Source organism: Phaeobacter sp. SYSU ZJ3003, assembly GCF_041300735.1.
Classification (GTDB): domain Bacteria; phylum Pseudomonadota; class Alphaproteobacteria; order Rhodobacterales; family Rhodobacteraceae; genus Phycobacter; species Phycobacter gallaeciensis_A.
In genome coordinates, this window is sequence record NZ_PXNU01000022.1 from 1 (window position 1) to 25,763 (window position 25,763).

General features: G+C 60.8%; 23 protein-coding genes and 1 other RNA gene. 10 read left to right on the forward strand and 14 right to left on the reverse strand.

From position 1 onward, the window contains the following. Positions 1 to 512: 512 nt before the first annotated feature. The 8 genes from C6W91_RS09500 to C6W91_RS09535 form a co-directional block, all read right to left on the reverse strand. On the reverse strand, positions 513 to 2,948 hold the full coding sequence (locus C6W91_RS09500) for a DUF3772 domain-containing protein (protein WP_274836928.1): 2,436 nt from the start codon (positions 2,946 to 2,948) through the stop codon (positions 513 to 515). After that, positions 2,945 to 3,979: a cysteine synthase A gene (locus C6W91_RS09505; protein ID WP_274867548.1), complete on the reverse strand. Its 1,035-nt coding sequence runs from the start codon at positions 3,977 to 3,979 to the stop codon at positions 2,945 to 2,947. The genes C6W91_RS09500 and C6W91_RS09505 overlap by 4 nt, the downstream gene beginning before the upstream one ends. Before the next feature lie 81 nt (positions 3,980 to 4,060). After that, a complete protein-coding gene (locus C6W91_RS09510; protein ID WP_274867549.1) occupies positions 4,061 to 5,185 on the reverse strand; it encodes an NUDIX domain-containing protein in 1,125 nt (374 codons plus the stop codon). 33 nt (positions 5,186 to 5,218) lie between these two features. Further along, positions 5,219 to 5,659: a TrgA family protein gene (locus tag C6W91_RS09515; protein WP_065273832.1), complete on the reverse strand. Its 441-nt coding sequence runs from the start codon at positions 5,657 to 5,659 to the stop codon at positions 5,219 to 5,221. Between the two features lie 162 nt (positions 5,660 to 5,821). After that, entirely contained in the window at positions 5,822 to 7,258 is a 1,437-nt protein-coding gene (locus C6W91_RS09520) for a deoxyribodipyrimidine photo-lyase (RefSeq protein WP_274867550.1), read from the reverse strand. Between the two features lie 30 nt (positions 7,259 to 7,288). Further along, entirely contained in the window at positions 7,289 to 8,512 is a 1,224-nt protein-coding gene (locus C6W91_RS09525) for an aminotransferase class V-fold PLP-dependent enzyme (RefSeq protein ID WP_274867551.1), read from the reverse strand. 177 nt (positions 8,513 to 8,689) lie between these two features. Continuing rightward, positions 8,690 to 9,682, reverse strand: coding sequence for an acryloyl-CoA reductase (gene acuI, locus C6W91_RS09530; protein WP_274867639.1), 993 nt, complete (start codon positions 9,680 to 9,682; stop codon positions 8,690 to 8,692). 16 nt (positions 9,683 to 9,698) lie between these two features. Further along, positions 9,699 to 10,802 (reverse strand): dimethylsulfoniopropionate demethylase, encoded by a 1,104-nt coding sequence (locus C6W91_RS09535; RefSeq protein ID WP_274867552.1) that lies wholly within the window; start codon positions 10,800 to 10,802, stop codon positions 9,699 to 9,701. Between the two features lie 208 nt (positions 10,803 to 11,010). Here C6W91_RS09535 and C6W91_RS09540 point away from each other — a divergent pair, with 208 nt between their 5' ends. From C6W91_RS09540 to C6W91_RS09565, 6 genes are all read left to right on the forward strand, one after another. Further along, the gene (locus tag C6W91_RS09540; protein WP_065273400.1) at positions 11,011 to 11,748 is read left to right on the forward strand and encodes a FadR/GntR family transcriptional regulator; all 738 of its coding nucleotides are present in this window, start codon (positions 11,011 to 11,013) and stop codon (positions 11,746 to 11,748) included. 53 nt (positions 11,749 to 11,801) lie between these two features. Further along, positions 11,802 to 12,154, forward strand: a transfer-messenger RNA (tmRNA) gene (gene ssrA, locus C6W91_RS09545). Positions 12,155 to 12,242: 88 nt separating this feature from the next. Further along, on the forward strand, positions 12,243 to 12,707 hold the full coding sequence (locus tag C6W91_RS09550; RefSeq protein WP_274833901.1) for an ester cyclase: 465 nt from the start codon (positions 12,243 to 12,245) through the stop codon (positions 12,705 to 12,707). A 158-nt stretch (positions 12,708 to 12,865) separates the two neighbouring features. Beyond that, on the forward strand, positions 12,866 to 13,312 hold the full coding sequence (locus C6W91_RS09555; RefSeq protein ID WP_065273398.1) for an ester cyclase: 447 nt from the start codon (positions 12,866 to 12,868) through the stop codon (positions 13,310 to 13,312). A gap of 89 nt (positions 13,313 to 13,401) precedes the next feature. Then, positions 13,402 to 14,697, forward strand: coding sequence for a chromate efflux transporter (chrA, locus tag C6W91_RS09560; protein ID WP_370570784.1), 1,296 nt, complete (start codon positions 13,402 to 13,404; stop codon positions 14,695 to 14,697). A 123-nt stretch (positions 14,698 to 14,820) separates the two neighbouring features. Continuing rightward, positions 14,821 to 15,294, forward strand: coding sequence for an SspB family protein (locus C6W91_RS09565; protein ID WP_274832119.1), 474 nt, complete (start codon positions 14,821 to 14,823; stop codon positions 15,292 to 15,294). A gap of 141 nt (positions 15,295 to 15,435) precedes the next feature. Here C6W91_RS09565 and C6W91_RS09570 read toward each other — a convergent pair whose 3' ends face one another. Then, positions 15,436 to 16,059 (reverse strand): hypothetical protein, encoded by a 624-nt coding sequence (locus C6W91_RS09570; protein WP_274867554.1) that lies wholly within the window; start codon positions 16,057 to 16,059, stop codon positions 15,436 to 15,438. 198 nt (positions 16,060 to 16,257) lie between these two features. On the opposite strand from C6W91_RS09570, the gene fumC reads away from it, so the two are divergent. Genes fumC through C6W91_RS09585 form a run of 3 tightly spaced genes read left to right on the forward strand, consistent with a single transcriptional unit; the run spans position 16,258 to position 18,055 of the window. Then, positions 16,258 to 17,652: a class II fumarate hydratase gene (gene fumC, locus C6W91_RS09575; RefSeq protein WP_274827975.1), complete on the forward strand. Its 1,395-nt coding sequence runs from the start codon at positions 16,258 to 16,260 to the stop codon at positions 17,650 to 17,652. Further along, positions 17,652 to 17,828, forward strand: a complete 177-nt coding sequence (locus C6W91_RS09580; RefSeq protein ID WP_065273394.1) for a DUF4169 family protein — start codon at positions 17,652 to 17,654, stop codon at positions 17,826 to 17,828. Before fumC ends, C6W91_RS09580 begins: the two co-directional genes overlap by 1 nt. After that, positions 17,825 to 18,055, forward strand: coding sequence for a ribbon-helix-helix domain-containing protein (locus C6W91_RS09585; protein WP_065273393.1), 231 nt, complete (start codon positions 17,825 to 17,827; stop codon positions 18,053 to 18,055). Before C6W91_RS09580 ends, C6W91_RS09585 begins: the two co-directional genes overlap by 4 nt. On the opposite strand, the gene C6W91_RS09590 is transcribed toward C6W91_RS09585, so the two are convergent. From C6W91_RS09590 to C6W91_RS09600, 3 genes are all read right to left on the reverse strand, one after another. Next, entirely contained in the window at positions 18,040 to 19,407 is a 1,368-nt protein-coding gene (locus C6W91_RS09590; protein WP_274867555.1) for a cytochrome P450, read from the reverse strand. The two genes, C6W91_RS09585 and C6W91_RS09590, sit on opposite strands and share 16 nt — an antisense overlap. Further along, the gene (locus tag C6W91_RS09595) at positions 19,404 to 20,696 is read right to left on the reverse strand and encodes a hypothetical protein (RefSeq protein WP_370570775.1); all 1,293 of its coding nucleotides are present in this window, start codon (positions 20,694 to 20,696) and stop codon (positions 19,404 to 19,406) included. Before C6W91_RS09595 ends, C6W91_RS09590 begins: the two co-directional genes overlap by 4 nt. Before the next feature lie 70 nt (positions 20,697 to 20,766). After that, positions 20,767 to 21,519 (reverse strand): cytochrome c biogenesis CcdA family protein, encoded by a 753-nt coding sequence (locus C6W91_RS09600; protein ID WP_065273390.1) that lies wholly within the window; start codon positions 21,517 to 21,519, stop codon positions 20,767 to 20,769. A gap of 93 nt (positions 21,520 to 21,612) precedes the next feature. Here C6W91_RS09600 and C6W91_RS09605 point away from each other — a divergent pair, with 93 nt between their 5' ends. Next, a complete protein-coding gene (locus C6W91_RS09605) occupies positions 21,613 to 21,846 on the forward strand; it encodes a sulfurtransferase TusA family protein (RefSeq protein WP_274832114.1) in 234 nt (77 codons plus the stop codon). A 48-nt stretch (positions 21,847 to 21,894) separates the two neighbouring features. Here the strand turns inward: C6W91_RS09605 and C6W91_RS09610 are convergent, their stop codons facing one another. Together C6W91_RS09610 and C6W91_RS09615 are read right to left on the reverse strand one after the other, a co-directional pair. Then, the gene (locus C6W91_RS09610) at positions 21,895 to 22,302 is read right to left on the reverse strand and encodes a nuclear transport factor 2 family protein (RefSeq protein WP_274867557.1); all 408 of its coding nucleotides are present in this window, start codon (positions 22,300 to 22,302) and stop codon (positions 21,895 to 21,897) included. A gap of 62 nt (positions 22,303 to 22,364) precedes the next feature. Beyond that, complete coding sequence (locus C6W91_RS09615; protein ID WP_370570776.1) at positions 22,365 to 25,421, reverse strand: Rne/Rng family ribonuclease; 3,057 nt, start codon at positions 25,419 to 25,421, stop codon at positions 22,365 to 22,367. Between the last annotated feature and the right edge of the window lie 342 nt (positions 25,422 to 25,763).

Genomic DNA, 25,763 nt, shown 5'->3' on the forward strand with positions numbered 1-25,763 from the left:
AAGGTGTTTCTCTCTGCCATCGCGCTCGCGGCTCTCGTCATCTTTTGGTTATGAATCCTGACCCTAGGCCCTGAAACCAACAAAGGAAAAAATCGAAAGAAAATTTAAACGATTTGTAGAAACTCAAAGAAACGCGCCGTCTTTGAGTTTGTAACGTTGAAAAACTGTTTCCAAGCTGGAGTATATCAACGACGGCAAGGGCTTAACTTGCAACGAGCATTCGAAACAATCCGGCACCTAACGCCCTTATTGTGTGCAAAATCCACTCAATACCCGGCCTTCTGTTTCTCTGCTCATTGCAATTTCTGCCTGTTTGAAGCGCCAAACATCCGAGCAGCCGTGCCGGGCAAATTTCTCGGATAATCACCCAGTTTGAGGCAATCACAAGAAACAAGCACCAATGTTGCTGCGTACGAAACAAACAGCCGCGGCAATCTTAACGAATCAACTATTCGCCGCGGCCCGCGACGCCGCATCGCGCAAGGTTTTACGGGCACGTCAGGCGCGCCCGCTCAATCCTCTCCGTCGGCTTGATCGGGGTCGAGATCCTGAAGATCGGGTTTAACCGGATCGTCGACCGCCGAACGAGGGGCAGCCGGACCGGAAGGCTGCGATGTCGCGAGAGCCTCGGGATTGCGGATCCAGATATCGCGCTGCGAGAACGGGATCTCGATGCCTTCCTCGTGGAACCGGCGAGCGATCTCGTAGTTCATCTCGGATTTAACTGAGAGCACCCAATTCACATCCCGCAGAATGGCGCGGATTTCAAAATCGAGACTGTCAGCACCAAAGCCCTGGAAAATCACACTGGGTGCCGGGTTCATCAGAACCAGCGGATTGGCCTTGGCAATCTCCATCAGGATACTCTCAACCTTGCGCAGGTCCGTGCCATAGGCCACCCCGACCGGCACGATCACGCGACCTACCGTGTTGCCGCGCGTATAGTTGGTCACAGTCCCGGTGATAAGATCAGAGTTCGGGATGATCACATCAGAGCGGTCAAAGGTCTCAATCCGGGTGGAGCGCACCGAGATATCCCGCACGTAGCCCATCAACCCGCCAACCTCGATCCAGTCGCCTTTGGAGATCGGGCGTTCGATCAGCAGGATGATGCCCGATACGAAATTCGACACGATGGTCTGAAGGCCGAAACCGATCCCGACAGACAGGGCACCGGCAACAATCGCCAGCGAAGACAGGTCCAGTCCGGCCAGGGAAATCGCCACCACAGCGGAAATGAATATCCCCGCATAGCCAAGCCCCGAAACAATGGCATTCTGGCCGCCCGGATCGATCTTGGTCTTTGGCAGCAGAGAATTGCGCAGGCTACCCTGCACCAGCCGGGTCAGCGCATACCCGGCGGCGAATACGATTGCAAAGCTAAGGAAAGCGGTCGGAGAAATCCGCGTATCGCCAATCGAAAAGCCCGCAAGGAACCGCGACCACAGCTCCGTCAGGTCGGCAACGCGGGCCCCCCAGACAATGGCCAAAATCGGCAGCGACAGCGTCACCAGCAGGAAGCCAGAGATCACCGTGAACAGCGAATCCTGCGCGGTCTGCCCCTTGCCGCTAAGCCAGCCGTAAACATCGCCAATGAAGCGTTGCAGCACCAGCATTGCCGCGAGGATCGCAAGCGTGGAGATTGCCGGATAAATCAGCGCCTCGGCCGCACTGGTATAGCCGACTGCAGCCACCAGCGGCGACACGATCCCCAAGGTATAGGCGCCACGTCGCACGACGGACCGTATCCGCCCGACATTTGAAACAGCTGGCGCTCCTGTGTCGTCGTCCTCGCTCTGCTGGGTCTCGGACGTCTCGGAGATGGCCGTTAGCCGCTGTACCCGCAACATCACAAGCGCGGCAAACACGATCAGCGGGAAGCCCAGCACCGCATGGGCCTCGACCGAGATCCTTTCGATCTGCTCAAGACGGATCAGCGCATCCTTCAGCACCAGCAACACCGCCAGAAGATCCAGCATCAACCGGGCCTGCTGGTGCCGGTTGTCTGCAACCGGGATCAGACTGCTGCCGTCGCGCGGCTTGAAGACCTGTTCGCCTAACCAATGGAAGGACAACAGCAAGAAGGCCCAAACCGGCACGTAATCCATCAGCAGCGAACCGCGCAGCCCGAGAAGACCGGACAGATCGATTGCAGCGGTCAGTAACAGGATGCCACCGAACGGCAGCAGAACTTCCAGCAAGGAGACCACGAAACTCCAAACGCCGGTGCCACCGCCGCCATATTGGCGCAAATGGCTGCCCGCAGCCCGTGCCCAGGGGCGTCCCCGCAAGAGCAGCAGCCCGGACAACAGCAGCAGCAGTAAAATCGCCGGCAGGTTGTTGCTGATCCGCTCCCGCGTGGTGTCATTGCCCAATTGGAAAGCGGTTTCATGCCACACCGCCATTCCGGCATCGGACAGATCGGCCGCTGCCTCGGGCCAGTATTGCGGGTTCAGAGGCGATGGCCCCCGTTCCAGCAACCGCTTGGTGCGCCGTTCACGAATGATTTTGTCGATCTCTGCAATCAAGCCGTCGGCGCGGCTGTAAGCCTCTTCAGAAACCACCCGTGGGACCCGCAAGGCATTCAGCTGATCTCGGAGGCTTGCCCGCAACTGGGCGATATCCTCAGCCTCGGTTTCGCCCTCTGCCGGGGGCGGGCCAAGCGCCTCCAGCTGCCCTTCCAGCGTGCGAATCCGGTCAGCGTTGTCGGTGCCTGAAGACAGAAAGGTCTGCCGGAATCTGGCCAATTCGCTTCGCAGCTGTTCCAGCGCGGCGTTGGAAGCCCGGTTGGCATCAATAACCTGTTCCGCACGCGTCGCGGTTTTCTGCCATTCGGCAGACATGGCCCGGATCTCTTCCGTGCTCTGTGCAGACAGCGGAAGGGCCAGGCCGATCAACAGGATCAGCCCAGCCCCCCAAATGCGCAGCAAGTCAGCTATGCGTTTCATACGTCCTCGAATACACCCGGGATGGAGGCAGGAGCGTGAGTCATCCAGTCCGGCACCGGCAGGCTTTTCTCACGCAGGAAATCGGGGTTGAACAGTTTCGACTGATAGCGCGTGCCATAATCACACAGCACCGTCACGATGGTTTTGCCCGGTCCCATTTCCTTGGCCATGCGTACGGCGCCCGCGATGTTGATCGCCGACGAACCGCCAAGCACCAGACCTTCGTTATGCAGAAGATCAAAGACAAACGGCAGCGCTTCTTCGTCCGGGACCTGATAGTTGAAATCCGGTGTGAAGCCTTCAAGGTTCTTGGTGATGCGTACCTGACCGATGCCTTCGGCAATGGAGGAGCCCTCCATCGCGATTTCACCGGTGGTGTAATAGCTGTAAAGCCCGGCGCCCATCGGATCGGCAAGACCGATCTTCACGCCCTTGGGCTGCAGCGCCTCGGCGACACCGGCCAGCGTACCACCCGAGCCGACAGCGCAGATGAAACCATCGACCTTGCCGTCGGTTTGCTGCCAGATTTCGGGGCCGGTGGTTTCCACATGGGCCTGACGGTTGGCAACATTGTCGAACTGATTGGCCCAGATCGCGCCATTGGGTTCGGTCTTGGCCAGTTCCTTGGCCAGACGCTCGGAATAGCGCACGAAGTTGTTCGGGTTGCGATAGGGCGCCGCCGGAACCTGCACCAGTTGCGCACCGGCAAGGCGCAACATGTCCTTTTTCTCTTCGGACTGGGTTTCGGGAATCACGATGACGGTCTTGAACCCCATCGAGGCCCCCACCAGCGCCAGACCGATCCCGGTGTTGCCCGCGGTGCCTTCAACAATGGTGCCGCCCGGCTTCAGCTCGCCGCGTGCGATGGCGTCGCGGATAATATAGAGCGCCGCACGGTCCTTGACCGACTGGCCGGGGTTCATGAACTCCGCCTTGCCCAGAATTTCACAGCCGGTTTCGTCGCTGATGCGGTTCAGCCGGATCAGTGGCGTATGGCCGATTGCATCGGCCAGATCACGTGCAATGCGCATAGTATCCCTTTCGATCTTTCCCTACAGACTTAGCCAACCGCCCCTCCGATCACAAGGCGCGAAGCCACAACTGTGCCCTGCTCAACCGATGTGCGCGCGAAGCCTGTCCCGGTGCCGGGCCAGCCACAGCGCTGCCGTCACCAAAGGCATGTCCTGATAGGTATTCCTGTCCACCGCATCGATAAATTCAGAGAACGAAATGACTTTACTGCGGATGTCCTCGTGTTCACTGGCCAGCCCGCCGCCACCTTCGACCGCATCAAGATCGGCAAGCCCCACAAAAATGTGAATGAATTCACCTGAAGCGCCGCTTGAGGGATAGACCTCGGCCACGCGCTCCAGCTGGGTGACGGCTACGCCCGCCTCTTCCTGTGCTTCGCGCCGAGCGGTTTCTTCCGGCGTTTCACCGGGGTCGATCAGACCCGCCACCGGCTCCCACATCCAGGGGCGTTTTTCCCCGGCAATATAGGTCGCGGCGCGGAACTGCTCGATCAGCAGCACCTGATCGCGGACCGGATCATAGGGCAGAACCACCGCCGCCCGTCCAACCAGCGCCACGCCCCGGTTCACCACCGGGCTGAAGCTGCCATCGTAGCGGCGGAACTGCAGATCCATTTCTTCCATGGCGAAAAAATTCACATAGGCACGTTTGTGGCCATGCACCCGCACATCCCGCGCCAGATCGTGGGCCGGATCCTCTGGCCGGGCCTGCGCCGCCAACCAGGACGCGGCGCGGCGTCGGATCGAGGGGAAGATCCGGGCGATCTCCTCCGCCGATTTGCAACCGCGCAGGTCCATGACCTCCTCGGCAGCGCGCAGTGACAGCGCGCCCCAGTCTGCAATCCAGCCGTCCAGATCCCAATGCTCAGTGGTATCCCACATACCGGGCGCGGGGAAATACACCTCTGCATGCGCAGGCTCTCCCCCCTCCAGGCGCACCTCCACCTGTTTCAGCGCATAATCGAAACCGCCTTCATAGAAATTGAGCGCGTCGAGATCCTGCTGCGTCACACCGCGCAGCAGCAGCCCCGGCGCAGAGGCGCCTTCGCAGGCCTCGATGGCGGGAAAGGGCTGGTCCCTGACCTGCCGCACTGCGTGATCGGCAAGCTGCGCCTGCCGCGCATCAAGACTTTCGGCGCTGCGTCCCAGAACGCATTCCAGCAGCGGCACATAGCGCAGCGTGCCGTATAAAAAGAGATCAGCCACAAGGCGCTCCCGTTATGAAGTGAAAATTGACAGTCAGCGCCAGCGGTTGTGAGCGTTCTCGGTGGCGAGGCCCGCCAGAACCCCGCCGATCACCAGCGCCAGCAGGACATGCGGCACCGCCATAACGAAGAAATAGTCCAGCGAAATGGTGAAGATCGCAGTCAGCGCCTCGAACGGCCCGTCAAACCGGTGCCGCATGGCCAGCCGGAACATCTCCCAGACGCCCTGCACGAACAGCCCCCAGAACACCATCACCGCCATGCCGGTGATACCGTTGTTGATGGCGGGCACCAGACCATGACCAGCCCGCCGCCCCATCAGGATCCAGCCACAGACAACCCCGATGGCCATGTTCACATAGGTGAAATAGCCAAAATCGGTACCCTCGGGCATCAGGGGCATGATCATGCCCGAAACAACAAAGGCAAGCAGCGCCATCGACAGGGCTGCTATCAGTCGTGCTCCGTTTGGCATCCCGGCGGGTTCCGTTCCTGTTGTGGCGGTCGCCCCCAAACAGCCACCGCATCCTGCATTGATCAGCAATTTCGCCGGTTCCCGCCTCGCAGACAAGGGTGCCGGGAACAAGTTCTGCCACCATGCGCAACTGGGCAACAAAGCTACCCTGCCCGGCGTCACTCAGCCTGCTTCCTGTCCGGCGCTACGGTGCTGCCCATAGGCCTCCAAAGCCCGCTCCCGCCCCGCTTTCAGATCGATCAGGGGCCGGGCGCGCATCTGGTCCGGGGACAGGCCCCAGCTGAGCGGCGCCGCATCAAAAAAGCTGCTGGCGCTTTGCGGCGGTGTGCGCTGACCTTCGGCGATCCATCGGCGGATATAACGGCGATCTGCATCGAACTTGTCGATCTGGCCTTCCGGATTGTAGATGCGGAAGAACGGCGCCGCATCCGGGCCAGAGCCCGCGGTCCATTGCCAGCCCATCGCATTGGCGGCCGGATCCCAGTCCACCAGACAATCCGCAAACCAGTCCATCCCGACCTTCCAATGCACCATCAGATGTTTGGTCAGGAAACTTGCCACGATCATGCGCGATCTGTTGTGCATCCTGCCGGTGACATACATTTCCCGCATGGCGGCATCGACAAAGTCATAACCGGTCTGCCCCCGTTGCCAGGCCTCCACATCCGGGGTGATCTCGCTGGACCAGCCAAAACCATCCCATTCTGGCCGCCAGTTTTCCGTCAGGATCTGCGGGCTGTGATACATCAGGTGGTAGGCAAACTCGCGCCAGACCACCTCTTTCAGGAAATGTTCCGCGCCTTTCCCGCTGCCTGCCATCGCGCGCTGGCCCAGATGCCACATCCGGTGCGGGCTGATCTCACCCCATGCGAGGTTTTCCGACAGGTTCGAGGTTGCATCCTCGGCTGGGTAATCACGGCGATCCTTGTAGCGGGCGATGGCCTCTTCGAGGAACCCGTCCAGACGGTCCAGTGCCGCTTGCTCTCCCACATTACAATGCGCCCGCACGATATCGGCGCCGCGCCGCATCGCCGCGCCCATCTGCCAATCCGCCACCGCATCGCTGTCCGGCCAGCTCTCCGGCGCGGACAGCTTGCACGGCTCGGGCAGCAAATCGGCGGGCTGGCGATCGCGAACGGCTTTCCAGAACGGGGTGTAGACCTTGAACATGCCCCCTGCCTTAGTCTCGACCGTCCAGGGTTCAAACAGCAGCCGCCCGCCTTGGGATTGTACAGCGATCCCGGAGGCCTTCAGATCTTCCTTGATCGCTGTATCCCGCGCGATGGCCTCGGGATCATAAAGCCGCGACCAGACGACGCTCCCTGCCCCGGTCTCATCAATCACTTGCCGCAGAACCTCTTGCGCATCGCCGCGACGGAAAATCAGCCGACTGCCGCGCGCGGACAGCGTTTCGGCGAGTTTCTCCAGCCCAAGGCCAAGACGGAATTTCGGAGCCGCGCCCAGCGCCTTGTCCTGCGCATCCAGAATATAAAGCGGGATGACAGGCGCGCCGCTGTTCACGGCCGCCGTCAGGGCCGGGTTATCCGCAAGGCGCAGATCGCGCCGGATCCACCAGATCACCGGGGCATTGCTGGTCATATGTCTGAAAGTCCTGTGCTGCCATTCTCGTTACAGCACGCGATCTAGGGCCTCGATCAGCTGCGTCACCTCATTTTCGTTGGTGTAATGGGTAAAACTCATCCGAAGGACGCCCTGTTCCGGGTCCACCCCCATCGCCGAGAGCGCGCGCACCGCGTAGAAATCCCCGCCGCCCGCCATGATACCATGCCCGGCCAGTTCCTCTGCCAGCCCAGCGCCAGACCGGTTGACGGCAACAGCCACGGTCGGCGCGCGCACGGCGGCGTCGCTTGGGCCGATGAGGCGCAGATCGTTGCGGTCCTTCAGCGCATCCAACAGCTGTTGCAGCAGTTTGACCTCGTGGTCACGCATCAGATCGTGCACGAACCCGGCGCGCGCTGCCGCGTCTTCGGTAGGGCCGCCGTGATGATCGCACAGGGCGTCGATATAATCCGCCATACCGGCGCTGGCCGCGACCTGTGCGTGATCTGGTCCCGCAGGGGTGAAGCGCTTGTAGAGAACGTCGCCGTTGAAATAATGCGCCTGGTTCGGAAGGATTTCGCCCAGCGCACGGCGGATGACCATGATCCCCTGATGCGGACCATAGGTCTTATAGGCCGAGAACAGGTAAATGTCCGGTCCCAGCTCCCCGACGTTGGGCAGCCCATGCGGCGCGTAGGACACCCCGTCGACGCAGACAAAGGCCCCCGCTGCATGGCAAAGCGCGGTTATCTCGGTCACCGGGTTGATCTCTCCCACCACGTTCGAGCAATGGGGAAAGCAGACAAGGCGCACGTTTTCATCCAGCAGCGTCTCCAGATCCGCCGGATCCAGATGACCAGTGGCAGGATCGATCTTCCACTCACGGACCTCGATGCCCTCTTCGGCCAGCCGCCGCCAGGGACCGGTATTGGCCTCGTGATCCTGGTTGGTGACGATGATCGCCTCCCCCGGGGACAGGAACTGCCGGAAGGCCTGCGCCAGAACATAGGTGTTCTGCGTGGTCGAGGGGCCAAAGCTGACCTCATCGGTATCCACTCCCAGGATTGCCGCAAGCCGTTGCCGGGCCTCATCCATCTCTGCCCCGGCCAGGGTCGAGGCCTCGTAAGGCGCATAGGGCTGCACCTTGCGCTGGGTGTAATAGCGCATCAGACGATCAATCACCGGCTTGCAGGTATAAGAGCCGCCTGCGTTTTCAAAGAAAGCCTGCCCTTGCAGCGTGGGTTCGGCAAAGGCCGGGAACTGCCCGCGTACAAAATCAATATCCAGCGCCATCTGTCATTCCCCTGCTTTTGTGTTCGCAAAAGGGATGCAGATCTTGCCGTGCAAGGTCAAGCGCCGGTACGCGGTGGAACCGTCCTGCCGCGTGAGGCGCCAGATGCGTCGCCAAAAGAAAGAGCGCGCAGTATCAACCCTGCGCGCTCCCTTCGTCTCAGAAAAACGGTGTTTCCGTTACCCGTTCACATCCACCACGACGCGGCCTTTGACCTGCCCTTTGAGGATGTCTGCGCCCAATTGCGGCAGATCCTGCAGAGTTGCGGGCTGGATCATCGCCTCCAGTTTGTCCATCGGTAGATCCGTTGCGATCCGCTCCCAGGCGCGCAGGCGGTTGTCATAGGGCTGCATGACGGAATCGATACCCAGCAGGTTCACCCCGCGCAAAAGGAAGGGCACCACAGTTGCGGGCAGGTTCGCCCCACCAGCAAGACCCACCGCCGCAACGGAGGCACCGTATTTCATCTGCCCCAGCACACGTGCCAGCATCGCCCCGCCGACCGCATCAACGCAGCCTGCCCAGGTTTCGCTTTCCAGCGGGCGTTTGACCGTCTCATTGATTTCTTCACGGGCCACGATCTGTGTCGCGCCAAGGCTGCGCAGGTAATCCGCGGTCTCTGGACGGCCGGTCACGGCCGCGACCTCATAGCCGAGATTAGCCAGAATCGCGGTTGCAACTGAGCCAACCCCTCCGGCGGCGCCTGTCACCAGAACCGGACCGTGGTCCTTTTGCAGCCCGTGATCCTCCAGCGCCATGACCGCCAGCATGGCGGTGAACCCAGCGGTTCCCACTGCCATGGCCTGACGCGTTGTCAGCCCTTCGGGCAGCGGTACCAGCCAATCGGCGCGCACGCGGGCCTTTTGGGAGTAACCGCCCCAATGGGCCTCTCCCACGCGCCAGCCGGTCAGGACCACCTTGTCCCCCGCCTTGTAACGCGCATCCGAAGACGCCTCGACCGTACCGGCAAAGTCAATGCCGGGAATATGCGGGTATTTGCGGACCAGACCGCCACCAGGGCCGATGCAGAGCCCGTCCTTGTAGTTCACGGTGGAATAGTCCACCGCCACCGTCACCTCGGCCTCGGGCAGGTCATCAAGGCTAAGCTCCTCGACCGCCGCGGATGTCTTTCCGGTGTCTTCGTCCTTATTCACGACCAATGCGTTGAACATCATGCTTCCCCTCGTTTCACATCCAGAATTTCTCGCGCACGGTGGCCGTGCGCATACCGTCGGGTGTTTCCACCTCAAGTCTTGAGCCCGCATCCCAATGAGTCATGCGGATCATGCCGATCGCCACATTGGTGCGAAAATCGGGCGACCAGGCCGCCGAGGAAATCCGCCCCGCCGGACGACCGCCAGCAAACACCGGCCAGAACTGAGTACAGGGTGGCACGGCATCGCCGTCGATGGCAATCGGGCGGATCTGCTGCACCGGCCCTTCCTTGGCCACCCGCAACAGCGCATCCCGGCCGATACAGCCAATCGCCGTATGGGTATTGCAGAACCGGCCCAGACCACATTCATGCGGCGTGTTGTCGTCGGTCATGTCGTTACCGTAGCTGAGCAATCCGCCCTCGATGCGTTCGATCAGGTTGGGACAGCCCGCGCGGACCTCAAGATCCTCCCCCGCCTCGAACAGCTTGCGCCACAGCGGCATGCCGAATTCGCTGCCTTCCACGTAGATCTCGAACCCGCCCTGTTTGGAGTAGCCCGAGCGCGCAATGACCAGATCATGGCCCTGAAACTGATAGACGCCAAATCGGAAGAAGCGGATATTGCGGATGCTTTCGCCAAAGACGCGCACCATCAGTTCCTCGGCCTTTGGTCCCTGCACCGCCAGTGGCGAGACATCGGGCTCATCCACCAGCACATCCAGCCGCCAGCCATTGGCGATCCCCTTCACCCAGTAAAGAAGGTCGCTATCCGCGATGGAGATCCACCAGCGGTCCTCGGCCAGCTTCACCGCGACGGGATCGTTCAGCATGCCGCCGGTTTCATCGACGATGGGCACGTAGAAACACTGGCCTGCCGTCATCCCGCGCAGATCACGCGGGGTCAGCATCTGCATCAGGCGCCCGGCATCAGGTCCACGCAGTTCAACCTGGCGTTCACAGGCCACATCCCAGACCTGAACATGGTTTTTCAGATGATGGTAATCCGCCTCGACGCTTTCGAAAACCGTGGGCAGCAGCATGTGGTTGTAAACGGTGTAGGCGCGCACTCCGGCCTCTTCCACACCTTGGGAAAACGGGGTGCGCCGCAGCCGACGCGACGGTGAAATCAGTGCCATTGCAAATCCTCCCTGGCAAGGCGCGTTGCCCAGTAGCCTGCGGTCCTCCTCATCCTCACCGGAACAGGGTTTTTACGCTTCACCCAAGGGTCCGAAACCGCGACTCAACGCTTGTTTCTCAAATGTCAGACTTTTAAATGTCTGACAAATGATTTTTACAGCCCCTCACGATATGGTAATGACGCCGGATATCGACAGGACAGTACCCATGAAAATCGACCCTTCCAGTTCCGACGACCTCTCTGTGCAAATCGCACAGGCAATCAAGGACGCGATTATTGGCGGTCAGCTGATCGTCGATGAACGACTTCCTTCCGAGGCCGAACTGGCCGACCATTTTCAGGTGTCCCGCCCGACCGTACGCGAAGCGTTGAAACGGCTTGCGGCGCAATCGCTGATCCGTACGCAGCGCGGCGCCACCGGCGGCGCCTTCGTCAACCGATTGAGTTTTGAGGATGCCTACCCCCAGCAGGTGACCACCTCGACCCTGCTGCTGTCGATGAATGCGGTCAGTTTCGACACAGCCTGCGAAGCGCGTTATGCGCTGGAGCGCGCCTGCGCGCCCTTGTCGGCCCAGCGGCGCACAGCCGATCAACTGGCCACGATGCGGACCGAGATGTTCCGCCAGTCCCAGCCCGGGCTCACCGATGAAGCCTTCTGCGCCTCGGATGTTGCCTTTCACCGGGCGCTCGTCGATGGCGCGGGCAATCCAGTACTGTCCTATCAGCTGGCTGGCGCAGTCGAGGCGATGCAGCCGCTGATGAACATGATCACCTTCACCGCAAGGGACCGTGCACGTATCGTGGATTTGCACGGACGCATCGCGGATGCCATCGAATCCGGTGACGGCACCGCTGCCAGCGAAGGCCTCAGTGATCTGGAAAAGGAAACGCGCAAGCTGGCCTCGGATGTCTTCGCCGCACGTGCTGCGGCGGTCTCTACCTGACGCCTGATCGCAGGTAATTCGGCCCAGAAAATTCGCACTGTCTATCCGATTTGCCCCTTTAACTCCGCCCGGTCAGCACCTATGTTCTCACTGTTCCCTCGTGGAACTATGGACATAAACGCGCTCGTAATAAGCGGATCGGACCCGGGGGCGGTACCCGGCGGCTCCACCATATATCCTTCGTTTGGGGATCATGGGGCCGAAACAGGATCGACGAACGTCTAAAGGGGTTAGCTTTGTCTCGGCTGTCTGCCACCGTTATCGGCGAAACTAGTACAATTGCAAACGACAATCGTGCTCCGGTTGCTCTGGCTGCGTAAGCAGTTCGAGTCGAACCGACTTTAAGTCCTAGCGCCTAGCCGCGTTAGGCGGGGTTCGCAGGTACCTGGCAACAGAAACCTGCACTTTTCCCCAGCTTTCTCAACGATCACAGGCACCCGTATAGGTTTTATTCAGACTCTGGGCGCATCCTATGCGCAAGACGGAGAACTGTGATGACCAACGCTCAACGCTTGCGAAACTGGTATACCGAGGTCTGGGAAAAAGGAAACCTGGACGCGATCACAGATTTCATTGCACCGGACACCATCGCCAAGGGAATCGTTCCTGAAATGCAGATGGGAATCGATGATTTCCGAGACCTTATCATGACCTTTCAGGCCCAGGTCGGGCGGTTTGAAGTGGACCTGCCCAAGGTGATCGCCGAAGGCGACTGGGTTTCAGCCTTTCTCGTCGTGCGCACCTCAAGAACCGATACGGGTGCCCCGCTTGAGGTTTCAGGGCAGGTCATGGCCCGGTTCGAAAACGGCAGAATCGCCGAAGCCTATAATCACGTCGATTATATCTGCCTGCTGGAGCAAATGGACCTGTTGCCGCCCGACACGATCCCGATCTGCATGACCGGGCAGCGGCTCGATTGGGTCAGACAGACACCCCACAGCCTCGCCACGGCGCATTAGACCGCCAGCCTCGCAAACAAGCTCAACCCTACTCTTTCTCACTAGAAAATATACACACGTAAAAGTGGTTGATTCGCAGCCACAAGCCCTCTCGACTTCACTGTTGGTAACAAGTACCGGATTGACACTTCAACTCTGACCAACCGAGACCCCAACGAATGACTCATCAGACAGGCAGCGTTCTTGAGACTGTAAAGCAATGGTTTCACGAGCTTTGGGAAGAGGCGGACACGGCCGCCATAAATGCCCTCTCTAATTCTGGCACCACGATGCAGGGAGCGATATCAGAGCTGGCTGCGCCACAGAACTATGGCGAAGTGGTCACCGCGTTGAATGACCTGCTAAAGAATATTCACTTCGAATACGCCTATCCTGTCGAGCAGGGGGAGTGGGTTGCAGTAAAGTTGATCGTGCAGGCGCAATCCGCCGCAACTGGGGATGACGTTCGCTTTACCGGGCAGATCATCGCCCGGGTCAAAGAAGCAATAGTGACAGAACTTATTGCAACCATAGACTACATGAAGATGTTCGAGCAGCTTGGCCAGCTGCCCGAGGATTCCCTCCCGATCTGCCTCACAGGCGAGCAATTGATCTGGGCTCAGTAATCCCTCCACAGCCTAAGCTAGTTTTTTCTGTCTCCGCGGGCGCGGCTGCCCTATAGGCATGCAAGACCCTGCCCCGATCAGCCGCGGAGATCGACTTGTCTGCCAGCTTCACGCCCGACCGCCCGGATTTTCGCGATCTGTTCCGCGTTTTCCTTCGTATCGGCCTGCTGAGCTTTGGCGGCCCGGCCGCCCAGATCGCACTGATGCATCGCGAACTGGTGGAGCAGCGCCCCTGGCTCAGCGAAGATGAATTCCTGCGCGGTCTCTCCTTCTGCATGCTGCTGCCCGGCCCCGAAGCGATGCAGCTGTGCACCTATACCGGCTGGCGCCTGCGCGGCACCTTTGGGGGGATTCTGGCCGGATTGCTCTTTGTGCTGCCCGGCGCCGCAGTTATCGCCGCATTGGTCTGGCTTTACGCTGCCTTTGGCACCGCGCCGGGGGTTCAGGCCGCCTTTGCCGGGATCAAGGCAGCGGTCATCATCGTGGTTCTGCAAGCCCTGTGGCGGCTCAGTAAGAAGGCCCTCAGCAAAGGCTCCGATTGGGCTCTCGCCGGTCTCGGCTTTGTCGGGTTGTTTTTCCTTGGCCTGCCCTTTCCCGTTGTCGTCCTGGGCGCAGGTCTGTTTGGTCTTGTGAAAGGCCAGGCAGCGGCACCGGCAGAAGTCACAAAGGGACACAGGTCACAATCGCCGCTGCGGGTCGCTGCCTTCTGGAGCACTCTCTGGCTGACGCCGCTGGCACTGCTGCATTTTTCCGGCTTCGGCTTTCTGGCAGACATTGGCTGGTTCTTTGCCAAACTCGCTGTGGTAACCTTTGGCGGCGCCTATGCGGTGCTCGCCTATATGAGCCAGACCGTGGTCGAGCAGCATGGCTGGGTCACCGCCGGGCAGATGATCGACGCGCTGGGTCTTGCAGAAACCACCCCCGGACCGCTGATCCTGGTCACCCAGTTCATTGCGATGCTGGCCGGGCTGACGACCGGCGGGATGCCCGTGTTCCTGGCTGCCGGGGCGGTGGCCCTCTGGGCGACCTTCGTGCCCTGCTTCCTGTGGATCTTTACGGCCGCCCCCTATGTGGAGCGCCTCTCGCGGCATCCCCGCCTTGGCAGCGCGCTAAAGGCGATCACCGCTGCGGTGACCGGTGTCATACTCAACCTGTCGGTCTGGTTCCTGCTGCACGTCCTGTTCCGCGACCTGCCGCAGACACAGGTCGGGCCGCTGTCCTTTGTGGTGCCGGACTGGAGCAGCCTTGACGCCGAGGCGCTGTTTCTCACAGCAGTGGCAGCGGGCGCGACCATCGCGCTGCGCGGGCGGCTGCTCTGGCTTCTGGCGCTTATGGTTGTGGCGGGGCTCGCAGTTGCGGCTGCACCCGATCTGCTGCTCCCGTAATCCCTGTGCCAGAGCGGAAAACGCCCCCTTCGTTCCGCTGTTTTTTTGACAAATCGGTTCCGGTAACTATTTCGTTTCCCGGAGAATCCCCTATGCTGGGGGAAAAGAAAAAGGGGTCTCAGCGTGTCCCGAGAAATCGACTACGGTAACCTGATGCATTCCGCCATGCGCGGCCTGATCCGCACCGTCCTGCAGGATGTGGCGGACAACGGTCTGCCCGGCAATCATCACTTCTTCATCACCTTTGACACCCGTCATCCCGATGCCCAGCTCGCCGACTGGCTGCGCGAACGCTACCCGGAAGAAATGACCGTGGTGATGCAGCACTGGTATGACAATCTTGCCGTCGATCAGGATGGCTTTGCCGTAACGCTCAATTTCGGTGAAACGCCAGAGCCGCTCTATATTCCTTACGACGCGATCAAAACCTTCGTGGACCCCTCCGTCGAATTCGGCCTGCGGTTCGAAACCGCCGAGGACGACGTCGAGGACGAACAGCCCGAAGACACCACAGCGCCCGAGGAAGAGACGACCACGGACGAGACGGCGGAGAAAACCGACGCCGAGGTGGTATCGCTGGACAGCTTCCGCAAGTAACCGCCGGTCGCGGCCCGCCGGATCACCAAAAACCCAGATCGCGAAATACGGCTAAACCTTTTGCGCGTCGCGGGTGGCGTTTTTTTCAGACACCCCAAATAAGGCCTTTGTCCGTTTAAACGATCAGCCGTCGGCGCGGCGTTAGTCCTGACGTTTCAGAAAGGTCGAAACCATCCGGGTCGGCTCACCATTGCGATGGACCACATACTTCAGATCCAGCCCCCCTTTGACCAGGGTGCGGTCGTATTGCTGCATCTCGTAATCGCCGTTCGGCGCGATGAACATTGAAAACACCGTAAAGGTATCTCCGGCAATCCGGCTCCAGACGTAGGGATCGCCTTTCATCGGATCCATTTGGACGGCATGGCCAAAGACGTTCTGCTCCATCGCAGCGGCAAAAATCCCCGAACGATCGCTGTCCACGAAACTGATCTCATAGGTTTTTGCCTTGCGGTTGCCGCCCCCTTTGATGGTGACGGTGCTCCATTTGACGGTAAATCCCTTCTTGGCCTCAGCAATCGTCACGCTCATGTCCCGCAGCTCGCTCTCACCGTTGGCATGGGTGACGATCACCGACCCGGTGTAGGCCCCAACAAACGGCGCGATATCCGCAATAGCCGCCTGCGCAAGCAGCAGAACTGCGGCACAAAACATCGCAGCCTGAAGCATGACCCAGCGGAGCCATGCTACACCGTCACGTACGGCCGGAAACGTCCTGACGCGGGCAACGGCTGATGGACTGGAGGGGGCAGAGTAATCGGGCACTGGCGTTCCTTGTCTACAGATGAGCGAAAGTATCTTCCGGTGACTTTAGCTTATTTCAGGGCGCAGGCAATCCGGCGCGCCCATTTGTCCCTATACCCGCGCGCGCGTTTCCCTATGATGCGCGCAACTGGCCGATTGCGCCTGACCCGGGCGTCGGCTAAACGGCATGCAACGGCATACGAGACGGAGAGAGACAAGATGTCCGATACCCGCACCGAAACAGACAGCTTTGGTCCGCTGGAAGTTCCTTCCGACAAATACTGGGGCGCACAGACGCAGCGTTCGATCATGAACTTCCCCATTGGCTGGGAAAAACAGCCCGTCGCCATCGTGCGCGCGCTGGGCGTGATCAAGAAAGCCTGCGCCATGGCCAACAAGGCCTCTGGCAAAATGGACGCCAAGATCGCCGATGCGGTGATCCAGGCCGCCGGTGAGGTGATCGAAGGCAAGTTCGACGACAACTTCCCTCTGGTTGTCTGGCAGACCGGCTCCGGCACCCAGTCGAACATGAACTCGAACGAGGTGATCGCCAACCGCGCGATCGAGATCCTCGGCGGCGTCATCGGCTCCAAGGATCCGGTGCACCCCAACGATCACTGCAACATGGGGCAGTCTTCGAACGATACCTTCCCCACCGCGATGCATATCGCCACCGCCATGTCCGTGCGCGACGTGCTGGTGCCGGGCCTGACCAAACTGGCCGAGGGGCTGGAGAAGAAGTCCGAAGAGTTCAAGGACATCATCAAAATCGGTCGCACCCACACCCAGGACGCGACCCCGCTGACATTGGGCCAGGAATTCTCTGGCTACGCGCATCAGATCCGTCAGGGTCTGGCACGGGTCGAGGCCGCGATGCCCGGTATCTATGAGCTGGCACAGGGCGGAACCGCCGTCGGCACCGGGCTCAATACCCAGAACGGCTGGGGCGAGACTGTAGCGGCCAACATGGCCGAGATCACCGGCCTGCCTTTTGTCACCGCACCGAACAAGTTCGAGGCACTGGCCGCGCATGACGCCATGGTGTTCCTGTCCGGCGCCCTCGCGACCATCGCAGGCAGCTGCTACAAGATCGCCAACGACATCCGCTTCCTGGGCTCTGGTCCGCGTTCGGGTCTGGGTGAGCTGATCCTGCCGGAAAACGAGCCCGGTTCCTCGATCATGCCGGGCAAGGTGAACCCGACCCAGGCAGAAGCACTGACACAGGTCGCCGCTCACGTCATGGGCAACGACGCCGCGATCAAATTCGCGGGCAGCCAGGGCCATTTCGAACTGAACGTCTACAATCCGATGATGTCCTACAACCTGCTGCAGTCGATCCAGCTGCTGGGTGATGCGGCGGACAGCTTTACCGAGCGGATGCTTATGGGCATTCAGGCGAACGAGCCCCGCATCGAAAAGCTGATGAAAGAGTCGCTGATGCTGGTCACCGCACTGGCGCCGACCATCGGCTATGACAACGCCACCAAGGTCGCCAAGACCGCGCATAAGAACGGCACCACCCTCAAGGAAGAAGCCATCGCGCTTGGTTTTGTGGATGAAGCCACCTTTGACGCCGTGGTGCGCCCCGAAGACATGATCGGGCCCAAGGCCTGATGGCGGAACCGGTCAATCTGAACCGGTTCAGGAAACAAAAGGCGCGGGCCGAGAAAAAGGCCCGCGCTGATGCCAACGCTGTGAAATTCGGCCGCAGCAAGGCCGAGAAACAGCTGGACCGCAGTCGGCGTGACAAAAGCGACCGCCAACTTGACGGTCACAAGTCCGAAGAATGAGCAACCGTCCCAAGAAACACTCCCTGACCCTGCGCGGGCACCGCACCTCGGTCTCTCTGGAGGATGAATTCTGGACTGCCTTCCGCGCCATAGCCGCCAAGGAAGGCCGTGCAATCAACGACTTGGCTGCCGACATTGATGAAGAACGCGGAACAGAATGCGGGCTGGCCTCGGCCATCCGCCTGTACGTTCTGCGCCACCTGCAGGCGCATCAGACCGGGGACTGATCCCGCCGCTCCAGCCGCAGCCAGATCCCATTCTTTGCCCGCACCGTCAGATGGGCAACCGGAACGGGCTCCTTGCCTGCCACCGGCGCCACCCGGAAATGGCGCAGCAGCATCGACAGGATCAACGGCCCTTCGACCATAGCAAAGCCAGCACCGGTACAGACACGAGGACCAGCCGAGAACGGCATATAGGCTTCGCGTTGACACTTTTTGCCATTCTCGGTTTGCCATCGCTCCGGATCAAAGCCATCCGGGTTGTCCCACAGCCGTTCGTGGCGATGCAGGTGCCAGGGGCTGAGCACCAGTTGCGACCCTTTCGGCACTTCGCGGTCGCGGAAGCGTTCGGGGCAGGTCGCCTCGCGTACCATCATCGGCACCGGCGGATAGAGCCGCAGCGCCTCGCGGAACACATCGCGGCTGATGCGCAGGCGGGATACAGCGGCGAAACTGTCGTCCTCAACGGCCGCGGCTTCCTCGGCCACCTTCTCCTGCCACTCCGGGTAGATCGCCATCAGATAAAGCGTCCAGGCCAACGCCGAAGCACTGGTTTCATGCCCGGCCAGAAAGAAGATCGCCACCTGATCGACCATCTCATCGGTTTTGAACACCTGCCCGGTTTCCGGGTCCGCCGTTGTCATGATCTTGGTCGCAAGGTCCTGCGGCGCGGTTCCCGTTGCAATGGCCGCGGCACGCTCTTCGGTCAGCCGCGTGATCAGCGCCCGGATCCGATTTGCATTGGCCCGCGTGCCGCGGCGAAAAAACCGGGGAACCCAGCGCGGCACCGGCACGAAGGCGGCGAGATTCAGGATTGGCTGGCTGCGCTGGTAGTCCCGGAAGCGGGAAAACACCTCGGCGGCAACCTCGTGCTCGATGGGGATGGAAAATAGCGTGCGAAAAATCACATCCGCCGCCACATGCGAAGTGACTGCTTCGATCTCCACCTCCCCCTCCTGCCCCTTGAGGCGCGCGGCAGCGGCTTCGGCAGCGGCACGCATCGCTGGGAAGGTCTCTTTCAGACGCCCGCCTTCGAATGCCGGGTCGATAATCCGGCGCTGGCGCTTCCAGACTTCGCCGTTGGTCAGGAACACCGAATTACCCAGCAGCGGCTTCAGCCCCTCGCTGATCCGGTCCGATTTCGGGAAATCGTCCGGGCGGTCCTTCAGCACGGTTTTCACCAGATCCGGCTGATTCAGCAGGAAGGACCGGAAGAAGGGCGTGCGGAACTCCGCCATCCAGGCCCGGTAAAGCCGCGCGGGCTGCGCCGACAGGATGTCCTTGCGAAACAGCCTCACATAGCGCCAGAGCGATACTTTGTCGGGACGAGAGGCGGGTTTGGGTGGCAGGGGCGTCATGGCGATTGCACCGAGGTATAGCCCGAGGTCGGCGCCTCGATCCGGGATTTCGACGCAGGTCGCCCCTCGTAACGCTCTGCCAGCGAGATGGGGCCTGCGGTGATCTGAAAGTAGTCATAGTCACCAGGCCGGTCAAACGCACAAAGATACTGAAAATGCAGCCGGAAGAACCGCCAACGCAGCTCTTTCCAGCGCTCAGGGCTCAGCGTTTGTGTAAAGGCTGCCGAAACGACCAGTGGCCAGCGTTTTTCATCTGGTGCAACGCCGCTGACGCAGACCGGATCGCACAAGGCAAAGGCGCAGCCATCCCCCGGCGCACTGACATCCACCCAAGAAAGTTCCGGACTGGCCGACAGATACCGCAGATCGCCGCGGAGCCGATCGGCCTTTGGCAGGAAGGACACCATCGGCACCACCTGACCAAGGCTGAGAAACCCCAACGCCGGGCGCGCCGCGGGCAACCCTTCGCGCAACAGATCCGCAAGCACCGAAACACCGACATGGGCGCCGGAGGAGTGGCCAACGACCAGAACCTCATCCACTCTGTTCTCTTCGATGGCGCGGCGGATCAGCTGCCGGAACTCTGCTATGCGCGCCTCCAGCTCGGGCGGGTTGGCCCCGCGCGAGGCTGCGGAATAGGCGTAATCATGCATCAGGTAATAGGCAAAGAGCTTACCATCGCGCGCCTTGAACCAGCGCAGCAGTGCAATCGCAGTTAAAATCAGCGCCGCAATGAATGCCACCGCGCCGACGACCGCCGCTGTCTGAGGTCCGGCCACTGAGTTGAGCGCCCATTGTGCGAGCCAGTCGATTGCACTGCCGACAACAGCCCCCAACGCCAGCGCCAGCAGCAATTGCAGCAGCAGCATGCCCACCGGATAAAGCGCTGCAATCACCGGCCCCTTGCGCAGACGCATCAGGCGAAAAAGCGCGCCAGTCGAGATATAGGTCCAGGCGGTGCGCGCCAGTTGCAGATAGGTCGCCGGGATGGAGGCCGCCATGCTGCCCCGCACGATGTCAGACCAGACCAGAACCTCTACATCGGCCGCCACCTCGGTCCCGTCGATCTCGGCCTCTACGTGCCAGCCATAGGGGCCGTCAGCCTGTTTGGGGCGCTGCGAGATCTGGTAGCCGGAGATCGCCGCCTGGGCGGTGCTTTCGCTGCGGTAAAGCTCACGATAGCGGCGGGGGTGGATGGGATCGTAACCGGGGATGTAAAAAACCTGTCGGCGGCGCACTGTTGCACCGCCGATGGATTGATCGCAGTCCTGCCTTGCCGTTCTGCCCATTCCGGCCTCATTCGATTTTACTCGAGATTAGCGGCGGATCTGGGCAAGAGTAAGACCCCGGCGGCGGCTCTTAGCCAAGTGTTGCAAGCGCGGGGAATGTTTCCAGCAGCCACCAGGAGAAGGTGGAGAACAGACCGGTCACCAGCATGATCCCAACCACCAGCAGCAGGCCGCCCATGACCTTTTCGATGAGCCCCATGTGGCGCTTCATCCGGTTCATCAGTGCCATTGAGCGGTTAAGGAAAATCGCCGCCAGCAGGAAGGGAACGCCCAGTCCCAGCGCATAGACGCCGAGCAACAGCGTTCCGCGGCTGACCGAGGCCTCAGAGGCCGCCAGCGACAGGATCGCGCCCAGCTGCGGGCCGATGCAGGGCGTCCAGCCAAAGGCAAAGGCGAGACCAAGCACATAGGCCCCGATGGCGGACCCACCGGATTGCCCCGCTTCCATCCGTGCTTCGCGGTCGAGGATCGGAATGCGGAAGACCGACAGGAAGTGCAGGCCAAAGACGATCACGACAACGCCGGAGACCTTGGCGAACAGCTCCTGATTTTGCAGGACGAAGGCGCCAAAGGCCGAGGCGGTGAACCCCAGCAGCAGGAACACCGTCGACAGCCCCAGCACAAAGAACAGTGCCGAGACGATCACCTTGCGCCGGGCGGTTGCCGTGCCTTGCATCTCTCCGATGGTGACGCCGCTCATATAGGCCAGATAGGGCGGCACGATCGGCAACACACAGGGCGACAGAAAGCTGATAAGACCAGCCGTCAGCGCCACGAACATGGCAGGAATCAGTCCTGCGTCGATGATTTCAATTCCAAACATAGCTCTCACTTAATCCAGTGCAGACCAAAGGTCACTGGTACCTGCGGTCACATCCTTGTGGACAGGCTGTGAGAGGCACCTTATCTGCAGGATATGACTGACGAAAACACCACTCTTGATGCCATCGGGTTGCTTTGCCCCCTGCCCGTTCTGAAGGCCCGCAAACGGCTGAAGGCTCTGGCCCCGGGCGATACTTTGACCATGCTGGCCGATGATCCTGCGGCCATTATCGATGTACCACATTTCTGCGCCGAGGCCGGGCATGAGTTCCTTGGCCAAAGCGACGGGGCCGGTCACCAGATCTACCGCATCCGAAAAGGCGGCTGAGATCCCTATTCGCATGGGGCGAAAGCCAGGTCCACGCACCTGAACAGGTCAGTTTGTCTCTCTATCGAGACCAAGCGCCGGGGTGTCCTGGCTGAAGGTATTGACCCAGCCTGCATCAGTGCGCTGCCAGATGGAACTGACGTACATCACCTCTTCCACCTCCTTACCGCAGCGGCTGTAGAGTGCGCGGTAAGACAGCAGTCCGTGATCCGGACCCATTGCCCTGACTTTTGCATCCGTGATCTCGTAGCGGTCAATCGACGCACCAGCGCTGATCTGCGCCACGTGATCCTCCCGGCCCGCAAAGCCGTCCGGGTAAACCCCCAGAAAATCCGCACTGAGCAAGGCGGCGTCTGCTGCACTGTCGCCGGTCTGCAGCGCCTGCCAAACCCGCGCCTCACACTCCAGCAGTGCGTTCAGTAGGTCTGTGTCGCTGTGCGGCCGCGTCTTTGCCATGGCGATCCCCTCAGTAATGAATGAAAAAGGGGCGGACCCTGTGGCCCGCCCCGATATCAGTCTCAGCTTCCCAGTGACCACCAGCCGCGGCGCTTGGGCTTGGGCGGGGCTTCCGGTTCTGGCGCGGGCGCAGGTTCTGCCGCTGCCACGGCCACCTCGGGCTCCTTGGTTTCCGGTTCTGCTGTCTCAGGGGCCGTAGCTTCCGGCTCAGCGGGTTTCTCGGCCTCTTCAGGCGCAGCGGTCTCCGCCTCGGCAGGTGCAGTTTCGGCGGCCGCCTCTTCTGCCACCGGTTCCACCTCAGGCGCGGCCTCCGGCTCAGCAGCAGCAGTTGCCTCGGCGGGTTCTACCGCCTCGGGCTCTTCCGCAGGCGCAGCCTCAGCGGCATCGGGTACAGCTTCCGCTTCGGCAGCTGCTTCCGCAGGTGCTTCGGCAGCAACAGCTTCTTCTGGCTGCGACGCGGGGCTTTCGGTTTGGTCGGGCTCCGCGGGTTTCTCTTCGGTCACCGCATCTGCAGTCTCGGCCTCTGCAGCCTCTGCCGGTTTATCGGAAGATTTTTTGCGGCTGCGGCTCTGGCTGGTGCGGGTGCGACGGGTGCGTTTGGCAGGCTTCTTCTCTTCCTGCTCAGCGCCCTCTTCCGCGCCCTCCGCCTTGGCCTCGGCTGCGTCAGCGGGCTGATCAGACTTGGCGTCCTGCGCCGAACCGTCTTCCGTAGACTTGTCACCCTCCGCAACTCCAGCAGACTGGTCTTTATCACCTTCGGACTGATCGCCGTTGTTCTCGCCATTGTCCTGATCCGAGGATCCGGACTTGCGCCGCCGCCGACGACGACGCTTACGCTTGGGTTTGTTCTCACCATCGCCTTCGGCCTCGGGCTGGGTCTTGTTGCCCTCGTCGACAGAGGTTGTCTCCTCTGCTTCCGCAGCCTCACTTTCGTCGGCATCGATCTGATCCATGATCGAAGTATCAACAGAGACCACGGGCGATGCGGCCACCGGAACAGTGCGCGATGCGGTTTTGAACTTCTCCAGCTCGAAATCAGGGCTGACCAGATGCGGGTGGCCCTCGATGCGCACGGAGAGACCGTAGCGCGCTTCGATCTGCGCAATATGTTCGCGTTTCTGGTTCATCAGATAATTGGCGATGGCCACCGGGCATTTCACCAGAACCTCACGCGAGCGGCGGCGGGTGCCTTCTTCCTCGATCTGACGCAGGATCGACAGAGCCAGCGAGTCATCCGAGCGGATAAGGCCGGTGCCATGGCAATGCGGGCACGGCGCCGTGGTCGCCTCGATCATGCCGGGGCGCAGACGCTGACGCGACATTTCCATCAGACCAAAGCCGGAAATGCGGCCCACTTGAATGCGGGCACGGTCGGTTTTCAGCTTGTCCTTCATACGCTTTTCGACGGCGGCGTTGTTCTTGCGCTCGTCCATGTCGATGAAGTCGATGACGATGAGCCCCGCAAGGTCACGCAGACGCAGCTGTCGCGCCACCTCTTCGGCGGCCTCCAGGTTGGTCTTGAGCGCGGTTTCCTCGATCGAGGCTTCCTTGGTCGCCCGGCCGGAGTTCACGTCGATGGCTACCAGGGCCTCGGTCACACCGATCACGATATAGCCGCCGGATTTCAGCTGCACCGTCGGGTTGAACATGCCCGCCAGGTAGCTTTCCACCTGGTAACGCGCAAAGAGCGGCAGCGTCTCGTTGTAGTTCTTCACGTTCTTGGCATGGGACGGCATGATCATCTTCATGAAGTCCTTGGCGATGCGGTAGCCGCGCTCGCCCTCTACCAGAACCTCGTCGATCTCGCGGTTGTAAAGATCACGGATCGAGCGTTTGATCAGGTCGCCCTCTTCATAGATCTTGGCTGGTGCGATGGATTTCAGCGTCAGCTCGCGGATCTGTTCCCAGAGGCGCTGCAGGTATTCATAGTCGCGCTTGATCTCGGCCTTGGTCCGTTTGGCACCAGCGGTGCGCACGATGAGGCCCGCGCCCTGCGGCACGTCGAGTTCGGTTGCGATATCCTTCAGTTTCTTGCGGTCGGCGGCATTGGTGATCTTGCGGCTGATGCCACCGCCACGGGCGGTGTTGGGCATCAGCACGCAGTAACGGCCTGCCAGCGACAGGTAGGTGGTCAGCGCAGCACCCTTGTTACCGCGCTCTTCCTTGACGACCTGCACCAAAAGAACCTGACGGACCTTGATGACTTCCTGAATCTTGTAGCGACGCGGACGCGGCTTGCGCGGCGGACGGATGTCCTCGCTGTCATCCTCGTCGGCGACGGATTCGATGGTCTCATCTTTCGAGGTCGCGTCGGACTTCGCGGTGTCTTCTTTGTCGTCCTCGTCCTTGTCGTCAGCTACGTCTTGTTCGGCAGACTCAGCCTTGTCGGCGACATCACCGTTGTCCGCACCGGCATCCTCGGCTGTCTCAGCATCGGCGGCCGCGTCATCGCCAGCCGCTTCTTCGGTGCTGGTAGCCTCTGCACCGTTCTGATCGTCGCCATCCGGCTCTTCAACCGGGGTTTCCGCAACGGTCTCCATCGGCGAGGTGCCCTCGGGGACCTCGGCAAGCTTGTCATCTGCAACGCCGTCTTCGGCGTCCAGATCGATGGTTTCCATACCCGCGATTTCAGCCTTTTTCGGGCTGTCTTTTTCCGGGGCCTGGGTGGACGCCTCATCACCATTGTCCTGCGGCGTAACCTCTTTGGTCTCCACCGCATCACCGGCGTTCGCCTTGGCAGCTTTGGTGCGCGAAGACTTGCGGCTGCGCGAGCGCGAGCCACGGGACGGTTTGCTTTCTTCTTCCTCGTCGCGGGCGCGCATCGCCTCGGCGTAGGCGCGCTCTTCTTCCATCAGCGCCTCACGATCGGCGACGGGGATCTGGTAATAGTCCGGATGGATTTCCGAAAACGCGAGGAACCCGTGGCGGTTTCCACCGTAATCGACAAAGGCCGCCTGAAGCGAAGGTTCGACCCGAGTTACTTTTGCGAGATAGATATTGCCGGCAAGCTGGCGTTTGTTTTCGGATTCAAAGTCGAACTCCTCGACCTTGTTTCCATCAACCACCACGACGCGGGTCTCTTCCGCGTGGGTGGCATCGATAAGCATCTTCTTGGCCATGTTTCCTTGGTGCACCTGCCCAGTGCAAACAAAGCCCCTCCTCTTCCGGGGGGCTGCGCGTGTTTTGGGTGGTGTCTTGTCAGGGCGATTTCAGACTGCGCGCCGCAGGTCAGGGTCCCGAAACATGCGTCCGGCCCTTTGTCCTGTATGCTCTTCGCTCTCGCGCGCGTCATCGCGGTTCTTCTCCGACAGGTGGGATATCCCGAACCCTGCCATGTTATTCCTTCCCGGTCGTGCCGGAAGAGGTGCTAGGCTGCCCCTTCACAAGGGGCAAATCGGTCTGCCTCAGCTTTCTCGGTTCTTTCCGGACAAAAGCATGAGACAGCGAATCTCATAAGGCTG